Source organism: Amycolatopsis tucumanensis (assembly GCF_021654135.1).
GTDB lineage: Bacteria > Actinomycetota > Actinomycetes > Mycobacteriales > Pseudonocardiaceae > Amycolatopsis_E > Amycolatopsis_E tucumanensis.
Genome location: NZ_JAKGSD010000040.1, coordinates 22,014 through 48,848 on the forward strand (window position 1 = coordinate 22,014; position 26,835 = coordinate 48,848).

A 26,835-nucleotide genomic window follows, 5' to 3' on the forward strand; every position below is an offset into this window, starting at 1 on the left:
ACCACACGCCCCGCGACGCATCCCGCGCTGCCCCCCGCCCGAACCACACGCCCCGCCACGCCACCCGTGCTACCCCACGCCTCCGATGCGTCCCGCACTGCCCCGCCCGAATCACAGGCTCCGCGGTGCGATCTGCCTCCAGGCGCGAGCCGCGCCCACGCTGCCACGCGGTCTCACGTCTCGCACTGTCAGGCGCATCGCTCCGCAGTGCGAGTTTCCCGTCCTTGAAGGCGCCCCGAAGGTTGCGCCCGGGAGCGTCCACTTCAGACCCTGCGCGCGACATTTTCCCCAGCAGGTCAGCGGAAAGCGTCCGCGTTCTCCCGCGCCCACTGCTCGAACGTGCGCGGCGCCCGCCCGGTCACTTCGGCCACGTCGGGGTGCACCGTGGCCTCGTCCAGCTTGCCCTCGGCGTAAAACTGGGCGAACGCCTCCACGTAGTCGGCCGGCATCGCCGCTGCCATCTCGGCCCGGGTCTCCTCGTCGGACAGGCCCACCGCGCGCAGGTCCCGGCTCAGCACACGCCCGAGCACCGCCACCTGCTGGGCAGGCAACAGCGCCTCGGGACCGGTCAGATCGTAGATCCGGCCCTCGTGCCCGCCCCGCAGCGCCCGCACGGCCACCGCCGCGATGTCGCCCGGGTCGACGCACGCCGCGGGCACGTCCGGGTACTGCACACGCACCTCGTCGCCCGCCCGCAGCTGCGGCAGCCACCGCAGCGCGTTCGACATGAACGCCCGCGGCCGCAGGAACGTCCACGCCAGACCGGACTCCCGCACGGCCCGTTCGGACAGCGTCATGTACCGCGACACCGCGTTGTCCAGATCCGCGAGCGCGGCCGACCCACCGGACAACAACACCACCCGCTCGACACCAGCCGCCCGCGCCCGCGCCAGCAGCCCCGGCATGTCCGCGTACCCGGACAGCAGGAACACCCCAGTCACGCCCTCGAACGGGACGCTCGCCGGATCGTTGAGATCGCCGACCACCGGCTCCGCACCGGGGACCACGGCGTCCGGCTTCCGCACCAGCGCCCGCACCGGCTCACCAGTCCCGGCGAACTCGCGCACCACCGCCCCGCCCGCCGTGCCGGTCGCGCCAGTGACGAGAAACATCGTGCCCCCCAGATGCCGGTCGAGTCCTGGACAATACCCGGTGTGAAGAAGATCGGGTTCCTTTCGTTCGGCCACCACCAGCCGGGCACGCCCACCCCGACGGCCGGCGACGCGCTGCGGCAGATGGTCGAGCTCGCCGTGGCCGCCGAGGAGCTGGGCGTCGACGGCGCGTTCCTACGCGTGCACCACTTCGCGCCCCAGTTCTCGACACCCTTCCCGCTGCTGGCGGCGATGGCCGCGCGCACCGAGCGCATCGAGCTCGGCACCGGCGTGATCGACATGCGCTACGAGAACCCGCTCTACATGGCCGAACAGGCCGCGGCCACCGACCTGCTCAGCGGCGAACGGCTGCAGCTCGGCATCAGCCGCGGCTCCCCCGAACCCGCGCTGCACGGCGCGTCCGCGTTCGGCTACGTCCCGGCCGACGGCGAGACCGACGCGGACATGGCGCGCAAGCACACGGAGATCTTCCGGACCGCGATCGGCGGCAGCGGTGTCGTCCGGGCCGATCCGCGGATGACCGGCCGCGGCGGGATGCTCGCGATCCAGCCGCAGTCGCCGACGCTGTACGAGCGGATCTGGTGGGGCAGCGGCACCCGCGCCACCGCGAAGTGGGCCGCCGAGCAGGGGATGAACCTGATGAGCTCGACACTGCTCACGGAGGACACCGGGGTGCCGTTCGACGAGCTGCAGGCCGAGCAGATCGAGATCTTCCGCGCGGAGTGGGCGCGCCAGGGGCACGTCCGCGAGCCGCGGGTGTCGGTGAGCCGCAGCGTAATTCCGATCACCACCGACGTCGACCGGCGGTTCTTCGGGCGGGAACGGGACAGCCAGGACCAGGTCGGCTGGCTCGACGGCGGGGTGGCGCGGTTCGGGAAGACCTACGCGGGCGAGCCGGACGTGATCGCCAAGCAGCTCGCCGAGGACGCGGCCGTGCAGGCGGCGGACACGGTCCTGGTGACGGTGCCGAACCAGCTCGGCGTGGACTACAACGCGCACCTGCTGGAGTCGATCGTCCGCGACGTCGCACCCGACGCCGGCTGGCGCTGAAACGTTCGCCGCTCGTTCACCGGGTCCTCATGTGCACGGCCGAAGATCGCCGGGTGCGTAGAACACTGGCGATCGTGCTGATGCTGAGCGGAATCCTGCTGACCTCGGTGGCGCCCGCGAACGCGAGCGAGCCGCGGCAGCGGGTGCTGTCCGTGCTGAGTTTCAACATCCACCACGCGCAGGGCACCGACGACGTGCTCGACCTCGCGCGCGTGGCCGGGGTGATCCGGGACAGCGGCGCCGACGTGGTCGGGCTGCAGGAGGTGGACCGGCACTACTCGGCGCGCAGCGAGTGGGCCGACCAGGCCGCCGAGCTCGCCCGGATGCTCGGCTACCACGTGGTCTTCGGCGCGAACATCGACCGGGACCCGCCCGCCGCCGGCAGCCCGCGGATCCAGTACGGCACCGCGATCCTGTCCCGCTACCCGATCACCGCGTGGGACAACACGCACCTGTTCCGGTCGCCGAACCAGGAGCAGCGCGGGCTGCTGCACGCGGTGCTGGACGTGCGCGGCGTGGCGGTGCACGTGTACGACACACACCTCGCGGCCAGTTCCCAGGTGGACCGGCTGGAGCAGACCCGGCAGATCACGGAGCTCATCGGCGACACCACGCCTGCGGTGCTCGTGGGCGACCTGAACGCGCTCCCGGAAGCCCCGGAGATCGCCACGCTGAACGCGGCCTTCACCGACACGTGGCCGGTGTCCGGGAAGGGCGCGGGCGCGACGTACCCGGCGGAGGCGCCGGACCGGCGGATCGACTACATCTACGCGTCGCGCTCGGTGCAGCCGCTGGTGACGCGGGTGCTGGACGGGGCTCCCGTGGCCTCGGACCACTTGCCGCTGATGAGCCGCGTGCTCGTGCGGCACTGAGTTTCAGGCACGCTGGCAGCAGCGGCCCCTTTGCCGCCGTGGTCCGCGGATGTCTGCGCAGCGTGGGCAGTTCCGCGGACCCCGGCGCTCCAGGCGCGAGCGCCAACGCCAACTGGTCGAGGTGGACGGTCAACGGACCTTCCGCGCGCGGAAGGTCCGGCTGGCCGGCACGCCGAGGGTCGGCCAGCCGACGGCCCGCCCGGTGGGCGGGCATCGACCGCCTGGCGACCACGCCTGCCGTGGACGGTCAGCGGGCGGCCAGCGCCCGGCAGGCGGCGCGCGGTTGTGCCTTGGCCGACGAGCCCGCCCGGTTGACCTCCCAGCGCATCCAGCCGCATTCGCTGAACACGACGGCGAACACGGCGGTCGAGCGACCACACCGAGGCGGACGCCTCCGACACCTCCGCCGGCGGCCGGCAGTGGCGCGCCAACCTATGAAGCCTGCCCGATTGACCTCCCAGCGCCCCCAGCTGCGCTCGCCAGCATATTCCACCGCCGAACGACCAAGCCAAGGCCGATACTCAGCGGGACTCCAGCACCACCGCCCAACGGCAGTCACCCACCAACCAACAAAACCCGCCCGGCAGACCACCCAGCGCCCCCAGCCGCGCTCGCCAGCACATTCCACCGCCGAACGACCAAGCCAAGGCCGATACTCAGCGGGACTCCAGCACCACCGCCCAACGGCAGTCACCCACCAACCAACAAAACCCGCCCGGCAGACCACCCAGCGCCCCCAGCTGCGCTCACCTGCCCACATCACCGCCCGCCGAGCCACGCCCGAGGCGGACACTCAGCGCGCCCGCAGCACCTCCGCCAGCCGGCCCTCGTGGTGGGCCGTCACCAGCGCGGCCGCCACGTCGCGCAGTTTCACGTTCCGCTGCTGCGACATCCGCTTCAGCGCGGCGAGCGCCTCGTCCGCCGTCTGGTGGCCGTGGTGCATCAGCAGGCCCTGCGCCTGCGCGATGACCGTCCGCGTGCGCAGCGCTGTCTGCACGTGCCCCAGCAGGCGGATGTTGTCGTGGTAGAGCGCGCTGTTGTCGAACGCCACGCCCGCGTGGAGGGTGAACAACAGCGCCAGGTCGTGTGAATCCTCGCCGAAACGGCCGCGCTCGGCGGAGAGCACGCTGAACGCCGCCCCGGACTCGGCGCCGGGCAGTGGCAGCGTCAGCGCGCTGCCGAACCCGTGCCGGCGCAGGTGCGCGCTGTAGGCGGGCCACCGCTCGTCCGTCGCGGTGTCGTCCACCCGCCGCGGCTCGCGGTAGGTCAGCGCCTCCGTGACCGGGTCCGGCCCGGACCCGTCGGTCGGCGGCTCCGGCAACGGCTTGCCCGCGGACGCGAGCACCTCGGCCGTCCCCGCCGGCGTGCGGACCGTGATGGACGCGCGGTCGCAACCCGGCAGCAACGCGCAGGCACGCGCCACGTACCGGGACAGGGTCGAGGTGACGTCGTCGTCGTCCACCAGCCTGCCGATCTCGGCGAGTTCCTGCGCGATCGTGAGCACCGCGGGTGCGGACAGGAGCGATTCGCTCATGACACCTCGTCTCTTCCACACGACCTGCCGGTCCTCGTCCGGCAAGCCTAGCCGGGCGATGCGGTAGGGTCGGTTGCGTCACGGTTATACAAGCAGCTGTGGCTCGCCAGTTTCCGTCGGCAGCGCGGTGTCCGTGTCCTGCCCTGTTTCGCGAGCCCACGAGCTTGCCCCAGGAGATGCCAGTGACGAACCTGAAAGTGGAGTGGACCTACCGGCCCGACGCGCTCGTCGTGACCGTGACGGGTGAAATCGACGCCGGAACCGTCGTCCACCTGCGGGACGGGCTGGGGGCGGCCCGCGCGGGGGCGCCGGTGCCCCCGCCGCGCACGCTGGTTCTCGACCTCCTGCGCGTCGGATTCCTCGACTCGGGCGGCCTCGCGTTGCTGGTCGAGGTTTCGCGGGAGTGCGAGGCCGCCGGGCAGGAGTTCATCCTGGCCTGCACGAGCCGCCCGGTGCTGCGCCCGCTCGAGCTGACCGGGCTGGACCGGGTCTTCACGATCGCCTCGGCGGTGCCGTCGGCGGCCTGACGCATCAGTTCGGCAGGCTGTCGTCCGGGTCCACCACGTGCCCGGAGTGCTCGGCGACGAACCGCGCCGAAATGGTGTGCAGCTTGACGTTCTCCCGCTGGGACTGCCCCACCAGGAGCTGGAAGGCCTCGTCGGCGCTGATCCGCCTCGCAGCCATCAGGATGCCCTTGGCCTGCTCGATGACCCCGCGCGTGCGCATCGCCGCGCGCAGCTGGCGCACCTGTTCCTGGGTGCGCAACGCGCGTCTGGACAGGTGCAGCACCGTGTCCACGACCGTCGCGTACAGCTCCAGGTACTTCTGGTCGACGTCGCGGAACCCGTGCTCGCCGAACCCGAACAGGTTGATCGCGCCCATCGCCTCGTCGCGCACCTGCAGCGGCGAAGCCAGGTAGCTCGCCACCCCGTGCCCGGCTGCGACGGCGGAGAACCCGGGCCACAACTCCCGCGCCGTGCCGACCTCGACCCGGACCACCTGCCCGGTGCGCGCCGCGCGCAGGCACGGGCCGTCGTCCTCGTCGTACTGCGCCGCGTCGATGCGCGTGGCGCGGTCGTCGGTCGAAGCCACCGATCGCGCGCCGGAATCGTCGAGCACCGTGATCGAGGCCATGTCGGCCCCGGGCACCACGCGCACGACCTGCTCGCAGACCACCCGCAGCAGCACGTCGAAGTCGTCGGTGTTCCCGACCGTGCCGGCCAGTTCCTCGAGTGCACGGGTCACCTCGTCGAGGTGTGCGAGCTGGCCTGCCGCACCGTCGCTCATCCTGGTCGTGTCCCTTCCTGGCAACCATCCGGAGCGGGGCGAGCGACCAGCGACAGACAGCACCGGGCCCGCACCCGGTCGCTGTCTGCTCAACAACCCGGCCGATATTACCCGGCCGCCCGGCGGGCGGATCGCAGGTCAGGCGCGGGTGCGGCGCAGACGTGCCAGCAGGTACCGCGCCCGCAACTCGATCCCGCCCGCGCGGTGCGTGGCTCGGGCTTCGATCGCGTCGCCCACAGCGGCGTGCAGGTCGTCCCACCGGCCCTCGGCTTCCAGGCGCGGACGCTCGCGCTGGGCGTGGCCGGCGGTGTCGACGAAGAACCCGGCGGCCGTCTCCACGTCGGGGAAGATCAGGGGCAGGTCGTGCGCGTCGGCCGCGTCGAGCCGGAGGCGGTGGGGCGTCAGCAGATCGGCGAGGGCGGCGGGGTCACCCCAGCGGGAGGGCGGCGCGCCGGTGGGCGGTGGCAGGAAGGGCGCCATCGCGGCACCGGTGGCAGGCAGGAGGCTGCCCGGGACCCACGAGGCGAGCACGACGCGGCCGCCCGGTTTGGTGCAGCGGGCCAGTTCGCGGGCCGCGGAGCCGGGCGCGTACATGACGCCGAAGACCGACAGGACCACGTTCGCGGCGCCGTCGGCGATGGGCAGCGCGGCCGCGTCGCCGACCAGCCAGCCGACCGCGGCGCTCCGCGTGGCGCCGATCCGCACGAGGGCGGGTTCGAAGTCGACGGCGATGGTGCGTGCCCGGGTGGCGGCGAGCAGGGCCGCGTTGCCGGTGCCCGTGGCGATGTCGAGCACCATGTCCCGGGCGGTGATCGCGGCTTCGTCGACGACCTGCCGGGCGACCGGTTCGAGTCGGCGCGCCATCGACGGGTAGTCACCGTCGCCCCAGGTGGTACTACCCTGAACAGAAGCTTCAATGGCACTCATATTTAGTGCAGTCTAAGCATATGCGGCGGGAGGGACAAGTGGCACATGATCCGGCGCTGGTCGGCGAGGTGGCCGCGTTGCTGTTCGACGTGGTGGAGCGCGCGCGGCAGGTCTACGGCGAGGCGTACCGGGCGGAGGGGCTGACCGAGCTGCAGTGGCTGGTGCTGCGGCGGCTGCGGCAGGAGCGGGAGGCGCCGCCGATCGGGCAGCTGGCGGCCTGGCTGGACACGGAGCCGCCGACCGTCACGGCGCTGGTGGACCGTCTGCAGGCGCGGGGACTGCTCGAACGCCGCGCCGACGAGGCCGACCGGCGGGTGCGCCGCATCCACCTGACGGCGGCTGCCGAGACCGCGCTGGAGCGGATCGACAGCCACGCCGCGAGCGGCTCACCGTGCCGGGAGCTGGGGGCAGGGGAACTCGCCGAGCTGCGGAACCTGCTGATCCGCATGCGACGCGACTAGCGCTTGGGCGCCGCTGACCGCCCGGACCGGCCGCGCCAGCGCGGCACTGTCCAGGGGCAGCGCGCCGCCGATCCGCCTGTGGGCGGCACCCGCGCCTGCAGCCGACCTCCGGCTGCACCACGCGGGTCCGCGGCCGGCACCTGCGCGCCCCGGGCTGGGGCGGCCAGCCGGAGTTCCTAGGCGACCGCCGCCATGGCGTTCGCCGTCAGCTCCACCGACCGGACCCGGTCCGCGATGTCGTGCGCGTGGTGCGCCAGGATCAGCTCGTCGGCCTGGGCTTCGGTCGCGAAGTCCGCCAGGTAGGCGCGCACTTCGTCGGGAGTGCCGACCGCGGTGTAGCGCGTCATCGACGCCAGGCCGCGGCCGCGCGGCGAGGCCAGGAACGCGTCGATCTCCGCGTCGGTGAAGTTCGCCCCCGCGCGGCCCTGCGACAGCATCGCCCGGGTGCGCGCCCGGTACGCCACCGACCGCTGGGCCTCGGCCTCGTCGTGGTCCTCCGCCGCGAACACGTTCGCCCCGGCGATCACGTACGGCTCGGCGAGCTGCTCCGACGGCTGGAACCGCTCGCGGTACAGCGAGACGGCCTGGTGCAGGGAGTCCGGCGCGAAGTGCGACGCGAACGCGTACGGCAGCCCGAGCTGGGCGGCCAGCTGCGCCCCGAACAGCGACGAGCCCAGGATGTAGAGCGGCACGACGCCCTCGGCGCGCGGCACGGCCCGCACGCCCTGCACGGCCTTGCCGCCCAGGTACGCCTGCAGCTCCAGCACGTCCTGCGGGAACGAATCCGCCGACATCGGGTCGCGCCGCAGCGCCACCATCGTCTGCTGGTCGCTGCCCGGCGCCCGGCCGAGCCCGAGGTCGATGCGTCCCGGGAACAGGGTCTCCAGCGTGCCGAACTGCTCGGCGATCACCAGCGGCGAGTGGTTGGGCAGCATGATCCCGCCGGCGCCCAGCCGGATGGTCGACGTGTGCTCGGCGACGTGCCCGATCACCACGCTGGTCGCGCTGGAGGCGATGGACGCCATGTTGTGGTGCTCGGCGTACCAGACCCGCCGGTAGCCGCTGCGCTCGGCGGCCTGCGCGAGCGCCACGCTGGCCGCGAAGCTCTCGCGCGCGGTCTGGCCGGGCGCGATCGGCGCGAGGTCCAGTACGGACAGGACTGGGGACATGACGGGCTCACCTTTTCCGGGTCACAGGTCGCGGTGCAGTCGTTCGGTGAAGGCGCGGATGCGGTCCTCGTCGCGCCGGTAGTAGGTCCACTGGCCCTGTCGCGTGGCCAGCAGGAACCCGGCGCGCTGCAGGATGGCCAGGTGCGCCGAAACCGTCGACGCGGAGGTGCCTGCCTTCTGCTGGATCAGGCCGACGCACACCCCCAGCCCGGCCGTGTCGGCAGCCGCCGGGAAGCTGGCCGCCGGGTCCTTGAGCCACTCCAGGATGCGCAGCCGCGTCTCGTTCGCCAGGGCCTTGCACTCAGGGAGCACCCGCACCGTCCTTCGACATTTCGCTAATTCCCGAAATTACTCCCGCCGACGAGGGGTCCGCACCATGACGCCGCTCACGGGCGGCGACGACCGGTACCGCGACGCGGAGGCAGGAGCGATCGGCTAGTGGCCGGAGCACTCAGAGCAGGCAGCCGTGGCGGGAACCGCTCCGGCCGAAAGCCGCGCCGGCCAGGCGCCCAGGGCCGTGATCGCAGCGAGGCGGAGCACCGCTGCGATCACGGGCCCGCGGTCCGCGGCCGCGCACGGCACTCAGTCCAGGCATACAGCCACGACGGGAACCGCCCCGGCCGCAACCGGGTCAGGCCAGAACGGCGCCGCTCACGGACACGCGGTCCGTGAGCGGCGCGCGGGGCTCAGCCCAGTGCGCGCAGCCGCGGCAGGACGTCCTCGGCGAACTGCGTCAGGAACCGCTCCTGGTCGTGGCCGGGGCCGTGGAACACGAGGTGGTTCAGGCCCGCGTCCAGGTACGGCTTGATCTGCGCGACGGCCTCGTCCGGGTCGGAGGCCACGATCCACCGCTTGGCGACCTGCTCGATCGGCAGCTCGTCGGCCAGGCGCTCCATCTCCTCGGCGGAGGACACGCTGTGCTTCTGCTCCGGGGTCAGCGACAGCGGCGCCCAGAACCGGGTGTTCTCCAGCGCCTTCTCGTGGTCCCGGTCGTAGGACATCTTGATCTCGATCATCTTGTCGATGCCCGCGACGTCCCGCTCGGCTGCCGCGGCACCCTCGGCGACCGCCGGCATCAGCTTGTCGTTGTAGAGCTCCATGCCCTTGCCCGAGGTGCAGATGAAGCCGTCGCCGGCGCGGCCCGCGTACTTGGCCACCACCGGGCCGCCCGCGGCCACGTACACCGGCACCGGCTGCTCCGGCCGGTCGTAGATCTTGGCGTTGACCAGGGTGTAGTACTCGCCCTCGAACGACACGTTGTCGGTGGTCCACAGCTCGCGCATCAGCTTGATCGCCTCACGCAGCCGCGCGAACCGCTCCTTGAACTCCGGCCACTCCCGGCCCGACACCGCGATCTCGTTGAGCGCCTCGCCCGTGCCCACGCCGAGAATCACCCGGCCGCCCGACAGCAGCGACATCGTCGCGAACGCCTGCGCGATCACGGCCGGGTTGTACCGGAACGTCGGGGTCAGCACGCTCGTCCCGATCTGCACCCGGTTCGTCCGCTCGGCCACCGCCGACATCCAGGACAACGCGAACGGGGCGTGCCCGCCCTCGTGCCGCCACGGCAGGAAGTGGTCGGACACCATCACCGAGTCCAGGCCCAGCTCCTCGGCCCGCACGGCGTACTCGACCAGATCCCGCGGACCGAACTGCTCCGCCGAGGCCTTGTAGCCGACTTTCAGACCCACGTTCGTCCTCCCTCACACTGGTTGCTCACCTCCAACCTACTGCGCGCGGGAGGGACCGTTCAGCCGCGCAGGTCCGGGAACTGGTCGTCGCGCCACTCCGCGGGGCTGCCCGTGCCCAGCTCGTCCTCGCGGGACCGCAGCTCGACGCGCCGGATCTTGCCGGAGATCGTCTTGGGCAGCTCGAAGAACTCGAGCCGCCGCACCCGCTGCCACGGCGCGAGGTTCTCGCGGGCGTGCCGCAGGATCGACAACGCGGTCTCCTTGGTCGGCTCGTGGCCGGGCGCGAGCGCGACGTAGGCCTTGGGCACGGCCAGCCGCACCGGGTCCGGCGCGGGCACGACCGCCGCCTCGGCCACCGCCGGGTGCTCGATCAGGACCGACTCCAGCTCGAACGGGCTGATCTTGTAGTCGCTGGCCTTGAACACGTCGTCGGTGCGGCCGATGTAGGTGATGTAGCCCTCGGCGTCGATCGTCGCCACGTCACCCGTGTGGTAGTAACCGCCCGCCATGGCCTCTGCGTTGCGCTCGGGGTCGCCTTGGTAGCCGGTCATCAGGTTCACCGGCGAGCGTGACAGGTCCAGGCAGATCTCGCCCTCGCCGGGGCCGGAAAGCGGCTGTCCGCTCGCCGGGTCGACCAGCACGACCGGCACTCCGGGCAGGGCGCGGCCCATCGAGCCGGCCTTGACCGGCGAGCCGGGCGTGTTGCCGACCTGCGCGGTCGTCTCGGTCTGCCCGAAGCCGTCCCGGATCGTCAGCCCCCACGCCCGCCGGACCTGCTCGATCACCTCCGGGTTGAGCGGTTCGCCCGCGCCGATGACCTCGCGCAGCGCGGACGGCCGCTCGCCCAGGTCGGCGTTGATCAGCATGCGCCACACCGTGGGCGGGGCGCAGAACGAGGAGACTTCGCGCTTCCGCAGCTGCTCCAGCAGCGCGGCGGCGTCGAAGCGGCGGTAGTTGTAGACGAAGATCGTCGCCTCGGCGATCCACGGCGCGAAGAAGCACGACCACGCGTGCTTCGCCCAGCCGGGCGAGGAGATGTTGAGGTGCACGTCGCCCGGCCGCAGCCCGAGGAAGTACATCGTGGACAGATGCCCGACCGGGTAGGACACCTGGGTGTGCTCCACCAGCTTCGGCCGGGACGTGGTGCCCGAGGTGAAGTACAGCAGCAGCGGGTCGCCGGGCGCGGTGCCCGGGTGCTCGACCGGGACGTGCGGCGTGTCCGCGGCCTCACGCAGGTCGGCCCAGCCGTCCGCCGCGCCGACGCTGATCCGGGTGTACCCGCCGGGCACGTCGGCGAACTTGCCGGTGTCGGCGGCGTTGCAGATGACGAACTCCGCGCCGCTGCGGGTGATCCGGTCGGTCAGGTCGGCCGGGCCGACGGCGCTGGTGGTCGGCAGGATCACCGCGCCCAGCTTCATGATCGCCAGCATCGACTCCCACAGCTCGACCTGGTTGCCGAGCATCAGCAGCACCGGAACGCCGCGGCGCACGCCCCGCTCGCGCAGCCATGCGGCCAGCCGGTCCGAGGCGCGGGACATGTCGGCGAACGATCGCTGTGTGGTGGTGCCGTCCTCCTCGGCGATCACCAGCGCGGGCCGGTCGTTGTCGCGCGCGATCGCGTCGAACCAGTCCACCGCCCAGTTGAACCGCTCCCCCAGCTCGGGCCAGCGGAACTCGGCCACGGCGCGGGCGTGGTCCTCCCGCAGCGCCACCAGCTGGTCCCTGCTCGCACGGTAGGCATCGGTCGCGTTCACCGCTTTGTGTCCTTTCGCTCGGGCTGCCCGACATCATGCAATCGGCTGCCGCCGGGGCGATACCCACGGATGGGGGTAGCGCCCGTTTTGTCCATACCGGACGATTCCTGGCCAGTGAGACCTCAACGACGAGGAGAACCCGTGTCGAGCCAGACCCCGGCGGTCCCGATGCGCAAGGTGGCCGTGGCCAGCTGCGTCGGGACGACCATCGAGTACTACGACTTCTTCATCTACGGCACCGCGGCCGCGCTGGTGTTCCCGAAGGTGTTCTTCCCGGCGCTCGGCGCGACGGCCGGGACCGTGGCCGCGTTCGCCACGTTCGCCGTCGCGTTCATCGCCCGGCCGGTCGGCGCGATCCTGTTCGGACACTTCGGCGACCGCATCGGCCGCAAGCGCACCCTGATCTCCACGCTGCTGCTGATGGGCATCGCCACCGTCCTCATCGGACTGCTTCCGGGCGCGGCGACCATCGGGGTGGCCGCGCCGATCATCCTGGTCGTGCTGCGGTTCGCGCAGGGGCTCGCGGTCGGCGGCGAGTGGGCCGGGGCGACGCTGCTGACCGCGGAGTACGCGCCACCGGCCAAACGCGGCCTGTACGCGGTGTTCCCGCAGCTGGGCCCCGCGATCGCGTTCGCGTTGTCCAGCGGCACGTTCCTGGTGACGAACCTGGTGATGGGCGACGCGGACGCCGCGTTCCTGGACTACGGGTGGCGGGTGCCGTTCCTGGTGAGCATCCTGCTGGTGGCCGTCGGGTTCTACGTGCGGATGAGCATCGCCGAGACCCCGGCGTTCGTCGCGGCGGGCGGCACTGCGGGCCTGGACCGCCCGAAGCGGCTGCCGTTCCTGGAGGCGGTGCGCAAGCAGCCGCGGGAGATCCTGCTGTCGGCCGGTTCGCTGACGATGCTGTTCGCGTTCTTCTACATGGGCACCACGTACCTGACCAGCTACGGCACGAGCAAGACCGGGGCGGGGCTGACGCGGCCGGTGGTGCTGGGCATCGGCATCGCGGCGGCGGTGGCGTTCGGGATCGTCATCGTGGTCGCCGGCGTGCTGTCGGACCGGCTCGGGCGGCGGCGGGTGATCGTGTACTCCTCGGCGCTCGGCGTGGTGTGGTCGCTGGCGCTGTTCCCGTTGCTGGACACCGGCAGCCCGGTCGCGTTCGCCGTCGGTGTGCTGGTCACGCTGATGATCTTCGCGGTGGCGTACGGGCCGGCCGGGTCGTTCCTGCCGGAGCTGTTCCAGACCCGCTTCCGCTACACCGGCGCGGGCCTGGGTTACAACCTCGCGGGTGTCCTGGGTGGCGCGATTCCGCCGCTGGTGGCGCCCGGCCTGACCGCGAGCTTCGGCAGCATCGCGGTCGGCGTGATGCTCGCGGTGACGGGCCTGATCTCGCTGGTGTCCACGCTGGCGCTGAAGGAGACCCGCGGCACGGCGATGACGGCCGGGCAGGCCAGCGAAGCGACCGTGGCCTGAACCGGGGGCCGGTGGCGCCGCGCGGCGCCACCGGCCTCAGGGCAGCAGCATCAGCCGGCGCGCCTTGACGACGGCTTCGTGGCGGGTGTGGGCGTCCAGCTTGCGCATCACGGAACCGAGGTAGGCCTTGACGGTCTCCCGCGACAGCGACAGCCGCTCGGCGACCTCGCCGTTGGTGAAGCCGAGGGCGACTTGGGCGAGCACGTCGGTCTCCCGGGTGGACAGACGCACCCGCGGGCCCTGGACGGGTTTGCCCTCGCCGAGGTCGACGAGCCGTTGCGCGGCCGCGTAGATCCGGCGGCGGGCCTCGGGGTCGGGCAGCGCGCCGGCGATGGCCCGCAGCTCGGAGTGCACCGAGCGCAGCTCCTCGCGGGTGGCCCCGGGGGACAGCGAGTCGAGGCGCGCAGTCAGCTCGTCGCGCTCGCTCAGCTCACGGGCCAGGCGCTTGCCGGACTCCATGAGGGCGTCGCGGACGCGGTCGCCGAAGGTCACCGGCCGCCGCACCGCGCCGTACAGCACCCCGCGGCAGCGGCCGCCGGCCCGGACCGGCACGGCGATGATCGACGCCAGCCCCTCGGCGAGCACCGGGCGGTCGTAGTCGTGGGTGATGGTGCGGGCGCTGCCGTAGTCGCTCACGGCGATCGGGTGGCCCTGCATCAGCACGCGGCCGCCGAGGCCCGCGCCGGGCAGGACGTCCAGGTTGTGCAGCGCGGTCGTGCGTGTCCCGACGAAGCCCGACAGCCGCAACCGGCCGTCGACCACCTCACCACCGAACACGACGGGCAGACCCGCCACGCGGGCGGCGCCCTCCAACTCGACATGCAGCACCGAGCGGGCGTCAGACATCGGCGTCCGTCCTCCTCGCACCACACCATCGTCGGTCGCCCCACGGTACCCGCGTGACCAGGGCACGTCGACACCCGCGCGGTGGCGCTACCCCCGTCCGGGGGTAGCGCACGGCGTTCAACGGAGGTGGTCACGCAGCGGGCGTTCAGCCGAGGTGCCTCAGCCCAGCTCAGCCAGCACCCGCTCCACCACGCGGTCCGTGGCCAGCCCGTACCGGTCGTGCAGCGTGGGCAGCGCTCCGGCGGCCAGGAACTCGTCCGGCAGCGCGACCGGCACGATCCGGCCGGACACCCCGGCCCGCACCGCCGCCGAGGCCACCGTCTCGAACAGGCCGCCGACCACCGTGTGGTTCTCCAGCGTCACCGCGAGCCGGTCGCCGGCGATCTCGCGCAGCACGGTCTCCGAGTCGAACGGCTTGATCGTCGGCGTGTGCACCACGGCCACGTCGACCTTGTGCGCGGCGAGCTTCTCCGCCGCCTGCAGCGCACGCATCGTCATCAGTCCACTGGAGACGAACACGACGTCGTTCCCGCCGCGGAGCACGGCAGCCTTGCCGAGCTCGAAGGAGTAGTCGTACTCGTCCAGCACCGTCGGCACCTTGCCGCGCAGCAACCGCAGGTACGTCGGCCCCTCGCACGCGGCCAGCTGCGGCACGGCCTGCTCGATGTCGACCGAGTCGCACGGGTCCACGATCGTCAGGTTCGGCATGCCGCGGAAGATCGCGATGTCCTCGGTGGCCTGGTGGCTCGGCCCGTACCCGGTGGTCAGGCCGGGCAGGCCGCCGACCACGTTGACGTTGAGGTTCGGCTCGGCGATGTCCAGGCACAGGAAGTCGTACGCGCGCCGCGCCGCGAACACCGAGTAGGTGGACGCGAACGGCACCAGCCCGACCTCGGCCATGCCCGCCGCGGCGCCGAGCAGCAGCTGCTCGGCCATTCCCATCTGGAAGAAACGGTCCGGGTGGGCCTGGGCGAACACGTGCATGTCGGTGTACTTGCCGAGGTCCGCGGTCAGCCCGACGACCCGGGTGTCCTGCTCGGCGAGCGCGGCCAGCGCGTGCCCGAACGGCGCGCTCGTCGTCTTCTGGCCGGGGTCGGCGAACGACGCGATCATCGCCGACGTGGTCAGCCGTTTGGTGGTGGTCACGCCCGCGCTCCTTCGTCCAGCTGCCCGCGGCAGATGTCCCACTCGTGCTCGTCGATGCGCATGAAATGCGCCTTCTCCCTGGTCTCCAGCAGCGGCACGCCCCGGCCGATGCGGGTGTCGCACAGCAGCACCGACGGCTGCCCGTCCGGCCGCGCCTGCTCGGCGATCTCGTCGAACGCGGCGAGCAGGGCGGGGATGTCGTTGCCGTCCACGCGGCGGACGAACCAGCCCGCGGCCGCCCACTTGTCCACGACCGGCTCGGTGCGCAGCACACCGGCGGTGGGGCCGTCGGCCTGCAGCGCGTTGATGTCGACCATCGCGGTGAGCAGCCCGAGCCGGTGGTGCGCGGCGCCCATCGCGGCTTCCCACGTGGAGCCCTCGTCGAGCTCGCCGTCGGAGAGGAAGTTGAACACCCGCGACGACGAGCCCCGCAACCGCAGCCCGAGCGCCATGCCGACGGCGACGGTCAGCCCGTGACCGAGCGAGCCGCCGGAGATCTCCATGCCCGGGGTGTAGGTCGCCATGCCCGACATGGGCAGGCGCGAGTCGTCCGAGCCGTAGGTCTCCAGCTCCTCGACCGGCACCACCCCGGCCTCGGCCAGCGCCGCGTACAGCCCGATGGCGTAGTGCCCGGTGGAGAGCAGGAACCGGTCCCGCTCCGGCCACTCCGGGTCTTGAGGCCGCAGCCGCAGCTGGTCGGTGTAGACGGTGGCGAGCAGGTCGGCGGCGCCGAGCGCCTGCCCGACGTAGCCCTGGCCCTGGGCCTCGCCCATGTTCAGGATGTGGTGCCGCATGCGGTGGGCCGCCGCGGCGACGCGGTCGGCACGGGTCGCCGACGGCGCGATCGATGCAGTCATGGATTGCGTCGCTTTCGTGATCCGGGCGGAAAACACGCCCGGGGGGAAGAGTCAGTTCTCGCCGGTGATCTCGATGCGCGGGCGGGTGCGCACCGTGCCGAACAGCAGGGCCTGCGCGGTGGCGACCATGTGCTCGGAGATCACGCTCTGCGTCTTGACCGGGTCACCGGACTCGATCGCCGTGACGATCTCCAGGTGGCGGCCCGGGCTCATGTTGGACAGGGCGCGTTCCAGGCCGCGGTACATGATGCACATGCGGATCGGGCCTTCGAGGAGCTTCCACGAGCGCACCAGCGCGTCATTGTCGGTCAGCTCGACCAGCAGCTCGTGGAAGGCCAGGTCGGCCTCGATCTGGGCCTCCAGCGACACCCGGGTGGCGCGCGCCATCCGGTCCACCGCGGCCCGCAGGCGGCGGCAGTGCTCCTCGCGGTAGTAGCTCGACGCCAGCGTCTCGCCGGCCAGCGCCTCCAGCGCCGCCCGGACGGTGAAGGTGTTGATGATGTCCTTCTCGCTGATCAGCCGGACCGTGACGCGGCCGCGCTCGCCGTATTCGACGAGCCCCTCCTGCTGGAGCTGGCGGAACGCCTCGCGCAGGGTGCCGCGGCTGATGCCGAGCTGCTCGGAGACCTGCACCTCGCCGAGGTGGCTGCCCGGCGGGAACTCGCCGGTCGTGATGGCCTGGCGCAGCGTGTCGACAGCCATCTGCCGCAGGTTGCGGTTCGGCTCCTTCACCACGCGCGCCCTCCCCGGGCTGGTCGTCAGCACCGCTCGTACTCGCTGATCAACGATACCTTCGCCGCGCTGGCGGACCGCGCGTCGAAGGTGTATCCCAGCCACTCTGCCACGAGCCGCCGTGCCAGCTCCAGCCCGACCACCCGCTGCCCGAGCGCAAGCACCTGGCAGTTGTTGGACAGGATCGAGCGTTCGACGGAGAACGAGTCGTGCGCGGTGGTGGCCCGCACGCCGGGCACCTTGTTCGCCGACAGCGCCATCCCGATGCCGGTGCCGCACACCAGCACCGCCCGGTCGGCCCTGCCGTCGCGGATCGCCTCGCCCGCGGCGAGCCCGATCTCCGGGTAGGGCCGGTGCACGTCGTCCGCGCCGCGGTGCACGCCCAGGTCGATCACCTCCGCCACCCGCGGGTCGGCCCGCAGGTCGGCGGCGAGTTGTTCCTTGTAGTCCAGGCCGGCGTCGTCGCAGCCGACCACGATGCGGTAGTTCATCGCGTCCCTTCTCGCAGGTACTCGGAGACGGTGCGGGCGATCAGGGCCAGCGACACGGCTCCCGGGTCCGGGGTGCCGACGCTGCGCTCGGCGAGCGGGCGGGCCCGTCCCCTGCGCGGCACCAGATCGGCGGTGGCGCGGGCAGCGTCTTCGGCGGCGGCCGCGGCCTGCGCCCAGGTGCCCGAGGCGAGCCGCTCGCGGAACGGCACCAGCGCGTCGACCAGGGTCTTGTCGCCGGGCTCGGCGCCGCCGAGGGACATCACGCGCTCGGTGAACGCGTCCACGGCGGCGACCGCGTCGATCGTGCCGTCGCCGATGACCTCGCCCGCCGCACGCAGCCCGGCGCCCCACAGGACCCCGGACGTGCCGCCGGCGCGGGCAGCCCACTCGTCACCGGCGGCGGCGAGCACGTCGCCCGCCCCCGCGCCCTGGTGCCAGGCGGCTTCCGCGGCGGTGACGGCGGCGTCGATGCCGCGGACCATGCCACGGCCGTGGTCGCCGTCACCGGCCACCGCGTCGATCGCGCCCAGCTCGGATTCGGCTTCCCGCAACGCTTTCCGCACCGCGCGCAGCCCGTCGAGCACCGCCCCGGCCAGTTCCCGGGACTCCGCGGAGGCCTCGGCGAACCGCGGGCCGTCGTCGGTCACCTCCGCGACGGCCTCCTCGCCGGAGTCCGCGGCGATGGCGCCTCGGCGGAACGCGGGCGTCCACGCGGGCGCGGTCCACAGCCGTTCCAGCTCGTCGTCCAGCCAGGTCACGGTCAGCGACACCCCGGCCATGTCGAGGCTGGTCACGAGCTCGCCGACCTCCGGCAGCACCAGCGTGTGGCCGGATTCGCGCAGCAGGCGGCTCACGTCGGCCCACAGCACGAACAGCTCCTCGTGCTTGACCGAGCCGAGCCCGTTGAGCAGCACCGCGATCCGCTCCCCCGCCCCGGCCGGTTTCTCCGCGAGGACGCGCCGCACGAAATCCGCGGCGAGTTCCCGCGCGGCAGGCCGCGGCACGTCGCGCAGGCCGGGTTCGCCGTGGATGCCGAGCCCGAGGCCCATGTGCCCGTCCGGCACGGTGAACAGCGGGGCGTCCGCGCCGGGGAACGTACAGCCGGCGAAGGCGGCGCCGATCGTGCGGGTCGCGTCGTTGGCCTTGCGGCCGACGCGCACGACCTCGTCCAGGTCCATGCCCTCCTCGGCGGCCGCGCCCATCACCTTGACGACGGTGAAGTCCCCGGCGATGCCGCGGCGCTCGGCGGGCAGCTCCGCGCTGGCGATGTCGTCGGTGACCACGACGTTCTCCGCCCGGATCCCCTGCGCCCGCAGGCGTTCGGTGGCCAGGCCGAAGTTCATCACGTCGCCGGCGTAGTTGCCGTAGGTGAAGACGACGCCCGCGCCGGAGTGCGCCGCCCGCGCCACCGACACTGCGTCCTGCGCGGACGGCGAGGTGAACAGGTTGCCGCTCACCGCGCCGTCGGCCAGGCCGGGACCGATGACGCCGTAGAAGGCCGGGTAGTGGCCGGACCCGCCGCCGGGCAGCACGGCCACCTTGGGCCGCGACGGCCGGTTGCGGCGGACGGCCCCGCCGGGCACGCGCCGCACGGTGTCCGCGTGCAGCTCGCAGAACCCGGCGAGCGCGTCCTCGGCGAAGGTCGCCGGATCGTTGCTGAGGTAGGTCATCGCGCTTCCCGTCCTCAGTGGAGGAACGAGCCACCGTTGATGTCGATGGTCGTGCCCTGCAGGTAACCGGCGTCCTCGCTGGTGAGCCACGCGATCACGCCGGCCACGTCGGCCACGGTGGCCTGGCGGCCGATGGGGATGCTCTTGACGATCGCGGTCTCGAGCTCCTCGGTGGTGCCGACGCGGATGTCGGTGTCCACCGCGCCCGGCGCGACCGCGTTGACGGTGACCCCCGCGTCGCCCAGTTCGCGGGCCAGCGCCTTGGTGAAGCCGAGGATCGCGGCCTTCGCCGAGCTGTACGGCGTGCGGCCGAACACGCCGCCGCCCTGCTGCGCCGACACCGAGGACATGTTCACGATCCGGCCCCAGCCCGCCTCGATCAGGTCCGGCAGGAACGCCTTGGTGACCAGGTAGGTGCCGGTCGCGTTGACCGCCATCACCTTGTTCCACAGTTCGAGCGTGGTCTCCAGGAACGGCACCGGCGAGGTGATGCCGGCGATGTTGACGACCGCGCCGACGGTAGGCAGCCGCCCGGCGTCGACCTCGGCGCGCACGGCCCGGTAGGCGGCGAGCACGGACGGCTCGTCGGCCACGTCGACGCCGTGCGCGAACACCGGCGCGCCGGTCCCGGCGGCGATCTCGTCGGCGGCCTCTTTGGCGGCGGGCTCGTTCAGGTCGAGCACGGCCACGGCCCAGCCGTCCCGGGCGAGGCGGGCGGCGGTGGCCTTGCCGATCCCGCGGGGCGCGCCTGCCCCGGTGATCACGGCGGTGCGCTGCGTGTCAGGCATTTCGGTCTCTCCTTGCATGGGGTTCACAGGCCGGCGATGTAGGCCGCGGCCTTGACCGCGGCCGCCGGCCGTTCGTCGTCGGTGACGTCCCGGGTCTCCAGTTCCAGGGAGCTGGCGCCCTGGTAGCCGGTGGCACGCAACGCGGCGAAGGTGGCCGCGAAGTCGACCACCCCGTTGCCGATGCTGTGGTTGATGTGGCCCGGGGTGGCGTCGCGCAGGTGCACGTGGGCGATGCGCCCGGCGAACCGCTCGGCGTAGGCGGCGGGGTCGCCGCCGGAGGCGACGATGTGGCTGGTGTCGAGCACCAGGCCCACCGACGGGTCGAGCCGGTCGGCCAGCTCGGCGGCCAGATCGGTGTTCCAGCACAGGCGGTGGTAGTGCGGGGCCTCGACCCACAGGGCGACGCCGAGCCGCGCGGCGGCCTCGGCGGCCCGGTGCAGCTGCGCCGCGACCAGGTCGAGGTCCGCGTCCAGGGTCGCGACCGGGTCGTGGGACTGGGCACCGCAGGGCAGGACCAGTGCGTCGGCCCCGCAGGCCGCGGTGAGGTCGAGCAGGCGGCGCAGGTGGGCCGCCCGCTCGTCCTCGTCGTGCGGGCGGTTCAGGTCACCGATGTCGCCGTTGACCGAACGGACCCGCAGACCGGAGGCCGCCACCTCAGCGGCGACGGCGCGCACCGCGTCGTCGGTCAGGTCGTACGGCACGTGGTCGCACACCCCCGGCAGCGCGCCGAGGTCGATCTCGCCGAAGCCGCACTCCGCGATGACCGCCAGCGCCGCCGGCAGTGGCAGGTGCCGGAAGCTGATCGTCGAACAGCCCGGCCATCCGGTTCGTTTCATGGTCGGCAATGTTAACAGAGCTGTGTCAACAGACAAGATCTCCGCGGATTTTGCCTATGACAGCGAGGTATAGCGGGAAACACGGTGTTGACATCACCGGGAGAGCGACGCACGATGTCCTGCATTGTTAACAGGAGGGCACGGCGACATAGGGTCGTGGTGGCCCTGACAGGAAGGCAATCGACAATGCGCAGCGAAGCGCTCACCATGCGCGGTCCGGTGCACGGCACGCCCGATGCGCGCCGCGTCGCGTGGGGCTCCACCGCGGGGGCCGTGATCGAGAGCTACGACTTCATCGGCTTCGGCACCGCCGCGGCGCTCTACTTCGGACACGCGTTCTTCCCCAGCGCCTCACCCGTCATCGGCACGCTGTCCGCGTTCGCCACGCTCGGTGTCGGGTTCGTCGCGCGGCCGATCGGCGGCATCATCGGCGGCCACCTCGGCGACAAGATCGGCCGCAAGCCGGTGCTGGTCGCGTCCCTGATCGTGATGGGACTGGCGACGTTCGCGATCGGGCTGCTGCCGACGTACGAGACGGCCGGCGTGCTGGCCCCGGCGCTGTTGGTGACCGTGCGGATCATCCAGGGTGTCGCCTACGGCGCCGAGTGGGGCGGCGCGATCCTGATGACCTACGAGCACGCGCCGTGGCGCCGCAAGGGCGCGTTCACCGGCATCGTGCAAGCGGGGTTCCCGATCGGGCTGCTGCTGGCGAACCTGGTGTTCCTGGTGTCGGTGAACCTGTCCGGCGACTGGGCGTGGCGGGTGCCGTTCCTGGCCAGCCTGATCCTGGTGATCGTCGGCCTGATCGTGCGCGCGAAGGTGCCCGAGTCGCCGGTGTTCGAGGACGTGCGCGACAGCGGCGACATCGTGAAGGCGCCGATCGTGCAGGTGCTGCGCGAGGACTGGCGCAACGTGCTGCGCGGCATCGGGCTGCGGATCGCCGAGACCGCGGGGTACGCCGTGGCCATCACGTACATGATCTCGTACCTGAAGTCCGAGGAGCTGGCGACCAGCGGCGAGACGATCATGGCGCTGTGCATCGCGTCGGCGGTCGGCATCGGCGCGACGATCGCGTGGGGCGGGCTGACCGACCGCATCGGACGGCGTCCCGTCTACCTGTGGGTGACACTGTTCGGCGCGCTGTGGGCGATCCCGATGTTCCTGCTGGTGAACACGGCGTCGCTGATCGCGATCGCGGTCACGGTGATCGTGTCGTACGCGGTGTGCCAGAACGCGCTGGCCGGCGCGCAGGGCGCGTGGTTCCCGGAGCTGTTCCAGGCCAAGACCCGCTCCTCGGGGGCGTCGCTGGCATACCAGATCTCGGCGATGATCTCGGGTGTCACGCCGTTCGTGACGACGCTGCTGTTCCTGTGGCTGGGCTGGCTCGGGCCGGCGCTGCTGTTCCTCGCCTACTCCGCGCTGGGCCTGGTGTCGGCGCTGCTGACGCGTGAGACGTGGGGCCGGGCCGAGCGCGAAGCCGCCGACCGCGCGACCGCGGAAACGCCGGCCGAACCGGTGCGGCTGTCCTGACCTCCCGCGCCGGGGTCCGCGATGATGGGAGCCCGGACCCCGGCACCCGAGGAGGCTTCGATGCCGTTGATCCAGGTCAGCCTGCGCGAAGGCCGCGACCCGCAGCGGATCCGCGCGCTGATCACCGCCCTGACCGAGGCCACGGTGGCGGCACTGGACGCGCCGAAGGAGTCGGTGCGCGTGATCGTCACCGAGGTGCCCGGCAGCCACTGGGCCGCGGGCGACGTCACCCTCGACGAGAAGGACGCTTGACTCCCGCCGCCGGTGATCGATAATCACGGGCGGCGGTGAGGGGGTGGGCCGGTGGTTCCGGTCGGTGCGGTCCGGTGGTCCGGCGCGGGCTGCCTGGTGGGGCCGCTGCTCCTGCTGGGCCTGATCGCGGGCGCGGTGGTCCAGAACCTGTTCGACGGGCACTCGCTCGTCACCGACATCGGCTGGGTGGCGGGTTTCGTCCTCAGCGCGGTGCTGATCCGGGTGATCGGCCGCCGGCTGAACCGCCACGGCAACGTCCACACCCTGTACGACTCGCCGATGCAGAGCTACATGTGGCTGGCGGTGGCGTGCGCCGTGCTCACGCTCGGGATCATCCTGCTGTTCCGCCTGCTGCCGGACTAGTCACAGCCCCGCGAACAAGCGCTCCGCCGCGGCTTGCCACTCCGCCACCAGGTCCGTGCCGTCCGGGTCGCGGAGCCACTGGATCTGCAGCCCGTCCATCGTCGCCATCACCTGGCGCGCCAGCGACGCCGGGTCGGGCACGCGGCCGGACACCATGGCCGTGAACTCCGCCAGCACCCGCTCCTGCCGCGCCGCGAAGTAGGCCGCCGCGGGGTGGCCCGGCGCCAGCGATTCCGCCTGCAGCACCGAAAACAGCCGCACGATCTCCGGTTGCGTGGCGTTGCGCCGCACCAGCGCCTCGCACGCCTCGGCCAGTGAGATGTCCCGCGGCCAGCCCGTCGCGTCCGCGCCCAGCCCCAGCTGCTCCGCGAGCGACCGGAAGTCCTCGGCGTCCCGGTGGTCGAGCACGGCCAGCAGCAGCCCGTCCTTGGATCCGACGTGGTGCAGCAGCCCGGGCACGGTCAGCCCGCACGCGTCGGCGACGTCCTGCATGGACAGCGCCCAGAACCCGCCCTCCCCGATCAGGCGCGTCGCCACGTCGAGGATCTGCCGCCGCCGCTGCGCCGCGGGCAGCCGCGTCCGGTCCCGCTTCGTGTTGACCGCCTCCACGCGCCCATCCTAGGCTACCGAGTACTTAGTAGGTACTAGGTAAGGACGCTCCGTGCAGCCTGATCCCACCGTCGCCGAGCAGGCGGCCCTCACCAGCGGCAACGACTTCTGGCACACCACCCCGGCCGCCGGACTCCCCTCGATCACCGTCACCGACGGCCCGCACGGCCTGCGCCTGCAGGCGAGCGAGGACGACGTCGTCACCGGCCGCCCGGCCACCTGCTTCCCGCCCGCCGTCGCGACGGCCTCGACCTGGGACCCGGAGCTGCTGCGCCGCATGGGCGAGGCGCTGGGCGACGAGTGCCGCGCGATGGACGTCGCCGTCCTGCTGGGCCCCGGCATCAACCTCAAGCGCACCCCGCTCGGTGGCCGCAACTTCGAGTACTTCTCCGAGGACCCGCTGCTGACCGGCGTGCTGGCGACCGAGTGGGTGCGCGGCCTGCAGAGCCGCGGCGTCGGCGCGTCCCTGAAGCACTTCGCGGTCAACAGCCAGGAAACCGACCGCATGCGGATCAGCGCCGACGTCGACGAGCGCACCCTGCGGGAGATGTACCTGCGCGCGTTCCAGCGGGTGGTGACGCAGGCGCGGCCGTGGACGGTGATGTGCTCGTACAACCGGATCAACGGCGTCCACGCGAGCCAGAACCGCTGGCTGCTCACCGAAGTCCTGCGCGAGGAGTGGGGGTTCGAGGGCCTGGTGGTGTCGGACTGGGGCGCGGTCGCGGACCGGGTCGCCGCCGTCGCCGCCGGGCTGGACCTGGCGATGCCCGGCCCGGACGACGCCGGCGACCGGGCACTGGCCGAGGCGGTCGCGGACGGGCGGCTCGATCCCGCCGCGCTCCGGGCGGCCGCCGACCGGGTCCGCGCGCTGGTCGAGCGCGCCGCGGAGCGGGAGCCCGCCGAGTTCGACGCGGACGCCCACCACGCCCTCGCCCGCGAGATCGCCGCGCGGGCCATCGTGCTACTCAAGAACGAGGGCGGCCTGCTGCCGCTGTCCCAGGGCCGGTCGCTCGCGGTGATCGGCGAGTTCGCCCGCACCCCGCGCTACCAGGGCGGCGGCAGCTCGCACATCACCCCGACGCGGCTGGACGACGCCCTCACCGCGCTCTCCGAATCGGCCGAGGTCCGCTTCGCGCCCGGCTACGACGACATCGACGAGGCGGTGGCGCTCGCCGCGGAGAGCGACGTCGCGCTGGTCTTCGTCGGCAGCGAGCACGAGACCGAGGGCGCCGACCGGGAGAGCCTGGACCTGCCGCCCGCGCACCGCGAACTGGTCGAGCGGGTCGCGGCGGCGAACCCGCGCACCGTGGTGGTGCTGTCCAACGGCGGTGTCGTGCTGACCCGCCCGTGGGAGGCGGCGGTGCCGGCCATTGTGGAGGGCTGGCTCCTCGGACAGGCCGGCGGCAGCGCGCTCGCCGACGTCCTCTTCGGACGGACCAACCCGTCGGGCCGGCTGGCCGAGACGATCCCGGTGCGGCTCGCCGACCACCCGTCCTACCTGGACTTCCCCGGCGAGAACGGGCACGTGCGCTACGGCGAAGGCCTGCACGTCGGCTACCGCGGCTTCGACGCCCGCGAGCAGGAGGTGGCCTACCCGTTCGGGTTCGGGTTGTCGTACACCACTTTCGAGTACGGCGCCGCGGAGGCGACCGCCACGGACGCGGGGATCGAGATCCGGGTCCCGGTGACGAACACCGGACAGCGGGACGGCCGCGAGGTCGTGCAGGTGTACGTGAGCGTGCCCGGTTCGGCGGTGCGGCGGGCTCCGCGCGAGCTGAAAGCGTTTGCGAACGTCCCGATCGCGGCGGGCGAGACGGCCGAGGTGGTGTTACGCATCGCCCCCGGGGACCTGGCCTACTGGGACACCCGCGTGAACCGGTGGATCGTGGAGGGCGGCGAATACCGCTGCGCGGTGGGCTCGTCCTCACGCCACCTGCACACGACCGCGGTGGCCGAGGTGCCCGGCGACGAGGTGCGGGTACCGCTCACCGGGGAATCCACAGTGGCCGAATGGTTCGCCGACCCGCGCGGCGCGGAACTGCTCGGACAGGCCTTCGCCGCGGCCGACGGGCGGATCGGACGACTGGTGGCCGACCCGTCGACGATCTCGCTGGTCGGCAGCCTGCCGCTGAGCCGGATGTCCGCCTTCCCGGGCAGCCCGCTGACGGCGGAGACATTGGCGAAGCTGATCGACGAGGTCAACGGCTGAACACGGACGGCCCGGCGCCCCCGTCGAGCGCCGGGCCGTCCGCCGTCTCAGTCGAACACCACCAGGCCGCGGATGTTGCGGCCCGCGTGCATGTCCTCGTACGCCTGGGCGACCTCGTCGAGTGTGTACTCGCGCGTGATCAGCTCCTCGAGCTTGAGCTGGCCCGCCTGGTACATGCGCAGCAGGTTGGGGATGTCGCGGCGCGGGTTGGACTCGCCGAACAGCGAGCCCTGCAGCCGCTTCTGCATGAGCGTCAAATCGCCCAGCGCGATCGGCGCGCCGGCCTCGGTGATGTTGCCGAGACCGGTCAGCACGACCGTCCCGGCCTTGCGGATCGACGCCAGCGCCTGGCCGACGTGGTCGCCCTGCACGACACCGATCGTCACGATCGTGGCGTCCGCGCCCTGCCCGTTGGTCAGCGAGCGCGCGAGGTCGGCGGCCTCCTCGATGGTGGCGAACGCGTGGGTCGCGCCGAACACCTTCGCCTTGTCCCGCTTGAACTGCACGGGGTCCACGGCGATGATCGTCTTCGCGCCGGCGTGCGCCGCGCCCTGCAGGGCGTTCGCGCCGATGCCGCCGATGCCCATGACGATCACGACCGCGCCGGGCTTGATGTCGGCCGAGTTGACCGCCGAACCCCACCCGGTCGGCACGCCGCACCCGACGAGCGCGGCCGCCTTCAGCGGGATGTCCTTGCCGATCTTGACGACCGAGTCCACCGACGCGGTGGTGTACTCGGCGAACGTAGAGATGCCGCACTGCTGCCCGACCGGGTTGCCGTTCTCGGTCATCCGGAAGCTCGTCGGGTCGTCCGCGCGGGCGCCGGTGAGCAGCGACGCGCCGAGGTCGCACAGGTTGGACAGCCCCTGCGCGCAGAACTCGCACTTGCCGCACGCGGGCAGGAACGAGAACACGACGTGGTCGCCCACCTCGTAGCCGGGCGTGTTCGGGCCGACCGCGGTGACGACACCGGCGCCCTCGTGTCCGCCGACGTACGGGTACACCGCGACGGGCACGTCACCGGTGGCCACGTGGTCGTCGGAGTGGCACAGGCCGGACGCGGCCAGCTTGACGGTGACCTCGCCCTGGCGCGGGTCGTCCAGCTCGACGGTGGCGGTTTCGTAAGTGCCTGGGGCCTGGCGGACCAGGGACACCTTGGTGGTGATGGGCATGCTG

At 72.4% G+C, this 26,835-nt stretch carries 27 protein-coding genes; 9 read left to right on the plus strand and 18 right to left on the minus strand.

The genetic code is table 11. From position 1 onward, the window contains the following. Positions 1-296 precede the first annotated feature (296 nt). Positions 297-1,112, minus strand: a complete 816-nt coding sequence (locus L2C96_RS30825) for an NAD(P)H-binding protein (protein ID WP_237338700.1) — start codon at positions 1,110-1,112, stop codon at positions 297-299. Between the two features lie 42 nt (positions 1,113-1,154). Here L2C96_RS30825 and L2C96_RS30830 point away from each other — a divergent pair, with 42 nt between their 5' ends. Beyond that, positions 1,155-2,162, plus strand: a complete 1,008-nt coding sequence (locus tag L2C96_RS30830) for an LLM class flavin-dependent oxidoreductase (RefSeq protein WP_237338701.1) — start codon at positions 1,155-1,157, stop codon at positions 2,160-2,162. 53 nt (positions 2,163-2,215) lie between these two features. Further along, positions 2,216-3,034, plus strand: coding sequence for an endonuclease/exonuclease/phosphatase family protein (locus L2C96_RS30835; RefSeq protein WP_237338702.1), 819 nt, complete (start codon positions 2,216-2,218; stop codon positions 3,032-3,034). 793 nt (positions 3,035-3,827) lie between these two features. On the opposite strand, the gene L2C96_RS30840 is transcribed toward L2C96_RS30835, so the two are convergent. Next, the gene (locus tag L2C96_RS30840) at positions 3,828-4,568 is read right to left on the minus strand and encodes a GAF and ANTAR domain-containing protein (protein ID WP_237338703.1); all 741 of its coding nucleotides are present in this window, start codon (positions 4,566-4,568) and stop codon (positions 3,828-3,830) included. A 176-nt stretch (positions 4,569-4,744) separates the two neighbouring features. Here L2C96_RS30840 and L2C96_RS30845 point away from each other — a divergent pair, with 176 nt between their 5' ends. Further along, a complete protein-coding gene (locus tag L2C96_RS30845; RefSeq protein WP_237338704.1) occupies positions 4,745-5,095 on the plus strand; it encodes an STAS domain-containing protein in 351 nt (116 codons plus the stop codon). Positions 5,096-5,099: 4 nt separating this feature from the next. On the opposite strand, the gene L2C96_RS30850 is transcribed toward L2C96_RS30845, so the two are convergent. Together L2C96_RS30850 and L2C96_RS30855 are read right to left on the minus strand one after the other, a co-directional pair. Continuing rightward, complete coding sequence (locus L2C96_RS30850; RefSeq protein ID WP_020422193.1) at positions 5,100-5,855, minus strand: GAF and ANTAR domain-containing protein; 756 nt, start codon at positions 5,853-5,855, stop codon at positions 5,100-5,102. 138 nt (positions 5,856-5,993) lie between these two features. After that, entirely contained in the window at positions 5,994-6,719 is a 726-nt protein-coding gene (locus tag L2C96_RS30855; RefSeq protein ID WP_237338705.1) for a class I SAM-dependent methyltransferase, read from the minus strand. 101 nt (positions 6,720-6,820) lie between these two features. Here L2C96_RS30855 and L2C96_RS30860 point away from each other — a divergent pair, with 101 nt between their 5' ends. Further along, positions 6,821-7,243, plus strand: coding sequence for a MarR family winged helix-turn-helix transcriptional regulator (locus L2C96_RS30860; protein WP_237338706.1), 423 nt, complete (start codon positions 6,821-6,823; stop codon positions 7,241-7,243). 176 nt (positions 7,244-7,419) lie between these two features. Here L2C96_RS30860 and L2C96_RS30865 read toward each other — a convergent pair whose 3' ends face one another. From L2C96_RS30865 to L2C96_RS30880, 4 genes are all read right to left on the minus strand, one after another. Continuing rightward, positions 7,420-8,412, minus strand: a complete 993-nt coding sequence (locus L2C96_RS30865; RefSeq protein ID WP_237338707.1) for an LLM class flavin-dependent oxidoreductase — start codon at positions 8,410-8,412, stop codon at positions 7,420-7,422. A 21-nt stretch (positions 8,413-8,433) separates the two neighbouring features. Next, positions 8,434-8,724 (minus strand): ArsR/SmtB family transcription factor, encoded by a 291-nt coding sequence (locus tag L2C96_RS30870; protein ID WP_020422191.1) that lies wholly within the window; start codon positions 8,722-8,724, stop codon positions 8,434-8,436. A gap of 374 nt (positions 8,725-9,098) precedes the next feature. Then, the gene (fgd, locus tag L2C96_RS30875; protein WP_020422190.1) at positions 9,099-10,103 is read right to left on the minus strand and encodes a glucose-6-phosphate dehydrogenase (coenzyme-F420); all 1,005 of its coding nucleotides are present in this window, start codon (positions 10,101-10,103) and stop codon (positions 9,099-9,101) included. A gap of 59 nt (positions 10,104-10,162) precedes the next feature. Next, entirely contained in the window at positions 10,163-11,857 is a 1,695-nt protein-coding gene (locus L2C96_RS30880; RefSeq protein ID WP_237338708.1) for an AMP-binding protein, read from the minus strand. Positions 11,858-11,998: 141 nt separating this feature from the next. On the opposite strand from L2C96_RS30880, the gene L2C96_RS30885 reads away from it, so the two are divergent. After that, entirely contained in the window at positions 11,999-13,330 is a 1,332-nt protein-coding gene (locus tag L2C96_RS30885; RefSeq protein ID WP_237338709.1) for an MFS transporter, read from the plus strand. 36 nt (positions 13,331-13,366) lie between these two features. Here the strand turns inward: L2C96_RS30885 and L2C96_RS30890 are convergent, their stop codons facing one another. From L2C96_RS30890 to L2C96_RS30925, 8 genes are all read right to left on the minus strand, one after another. Further along, positions 13,367-14,176 carry a LuxR C-terminal-related transcriptional regulator gene (locus tag L2C96_RS30890; RefSeq protein WP_020422187.1) on the minus strand — a complete coding sequence of 270 codons (810 nt, stop codon included), beginning with the start codon at positions 14,174-14,176 and terminating at the stop codon, positions 13,367-13,369. A gap of 159 nt (positions 14,177-14,335) precedes the next feature. Continuing rightward, on the minus strand, positions 14,336-15,322 hold the full coding sequence (locus L2C96_RS30895) for a transketolase family protein (protein WP_027931236.1): 987 nt from the start codon (positions 15,320-15,322) through the stop codon (positions 14,336-14,338). After that, on the minus strand, positions 15,319-16,179 hold the full coding sequence (locus tag L2C96_RS30900; RefSeq protein ID WP_020422185.1) for a transketolase: 861 nt from the start codon (positions 16,177-16,179) through the stop codon (positions 15,319-15,321). Before L2C96_RS30900 ends, L2C96_RS30895 begins: the two co-directional genes overlap by 4 nt. Positions 16,180-16,230: 51 nt before the next feature. Next, a complete protein-coding gene (locus tag L2C96_RS30905; RefSeq protein ID WP_020422184.1) occupies positions 16,231-16,914 on the minus strand; it encodes a GntR family transcriptional regulator in 684 nt (227 codons plus the stop codon). Positions 16,915-16,937: 23 nt separating this feature from the next. Beyond that, on the minus strand, positions 16,938-17,402 hold the full coding sequence (locus L2C96_RS30910) for a ribose-5-phosphate isomerase (protein WP_237338710.1): 465 nt from the start codon (positions 17,400-17,402) through the stop codon (positions 16,938-16,940). Continuing rightward, positions 17,399-19,072, minus strand: coding sequence for a dihydroxyacetone kinase family protein (locus L2C96_RS30915; protein ID WP_237338711.1), 1,674 nt, complete (start codon positions 19,070-19,072; stop codon positions 17,399-17,401). Before L2C96_RS30915 ends, L2C96_RS30910 begins: the two co-directional genes overlap by 4 nt. A gap of 14 nt (positions 19,073-19,086) precedes the next feature. Continuing rightward, positions 19,087-19,860 carry an SDR family NAD(P)-dependent oxidoreductase gene (locus L2C96_RS30920; protein WP_237338712.1) on the minus strand — a complete coding sequence of 258 codons (774 nt, stop codon included), beginning with the start codon at positions 19,858-19,860 and terminating at the stop codon, positions 19,087-19,089. Between the two features lie 23 nt (positions 19,861-19,883). Beyond that, positions 19,884-20,696: a sugar phosphate isomerase/epimerase family protein gene (locus L2C96_RS30925; RefSeq protein WP_237338713.1), complete on the minus strand. Its 813-nt coding sequence runs from the start codon at positions 20,694-20,696 to the stop codon at positions 19,884-19,886. Between the two features lie 186 nt (positions 20,697-20,882). On the opposite strand from L2C96_RS30925, the gene L2C96_RS30930 reads away from it, so the two are divergent. Genes L2C96_RS30930 through L2C96_RS30940 form a run of 3 tightly spaced genes read left to right on the plus strand, consistent with a single transcriptional unit; the run spans position 20,883 to position 22,841 of the window. Then, positions 20,883-22,226, plus strand: a complete 1,344-nt coding sequence (locus L2C96_RS30930; RefSeq protein ID WP_237338714.1) for an MFS transporter — start codon at positions 20,883-20,885, stop codon at positions 22,224-22,226. Between the two features lie 60 nt (positions 22,227-22,286). After that, positions 22,287-22,478 (plus strand): tautomerase family protein, encoded by a 192-nt coding sequence (locus L2C96_RS30935; RefSeq protein WP_237338715.1) that lies wholly within the window; start codon positions 22,287-22,289, stop codon positions 22,476-22,478. 51 nt (positions 22,479-22,529) lie between these two features. Next, positions 22,530-22,841, plus strand: coding sequence for a hypothetical protein (locus L2C96_RS30940; protein WP_237338716.1), 312 nt, complete (start codon positions 22,530-22,532; stop codon positions 22,839-22,841). Here L2C96_RS30940 and L2C96_RS44770 read toward each other — a convergent pair whose 3' ends face one another. After that, positions 22,842-23,450 carry a TetR/AcrR family transcriptional regulator gene (locus L2C96_RS44770; RefSeq protein WP_308191196.1) on the minus strand — a complete coding sequence of 203 codons (609 nt, stop codon included), beginning with the start codon at positions 23,448-23,450 and terminating at the stop codon, positions 22,842-22,844. Between the two features lie 52 nt (positions 23,451-23,502). Between L2C96_RS44770 and L2C96_RS30955 the strand changes: the two genes are divergently transcribed. After that, positions 23,503-25,659, plus strand: a complete 2,157-nt coding sequence (locus L2C96_RS30955; protein WP_237338717.1) for a glycoside hydrolase family 3 C-terminal domain-containing protein — start codon at positions 23,503-23,505, stop codon at positions 25,657-25,659. Positions 25,660-25,706: 47 nt separating this feature from the next. Here the strand turns inward: L2C96_RS30955 and L2C96_RS30960 are convergent, their stop codons facing one another. Then, positions 25,707-26,831 (minus strand): NDMA-dependent alcohol dehydrogenase, encoded by a 1,125-nt coding sequence (locus L2C96_RS30960; RefSeq protein ID WP_237338718.1) that lies wholly within the window; start codon positions 26,829-26,831, stop codon positions 25,707-25,709. Between the last annotated feature and the right edge of the window lie 4 nt (positions 26,832-26,835).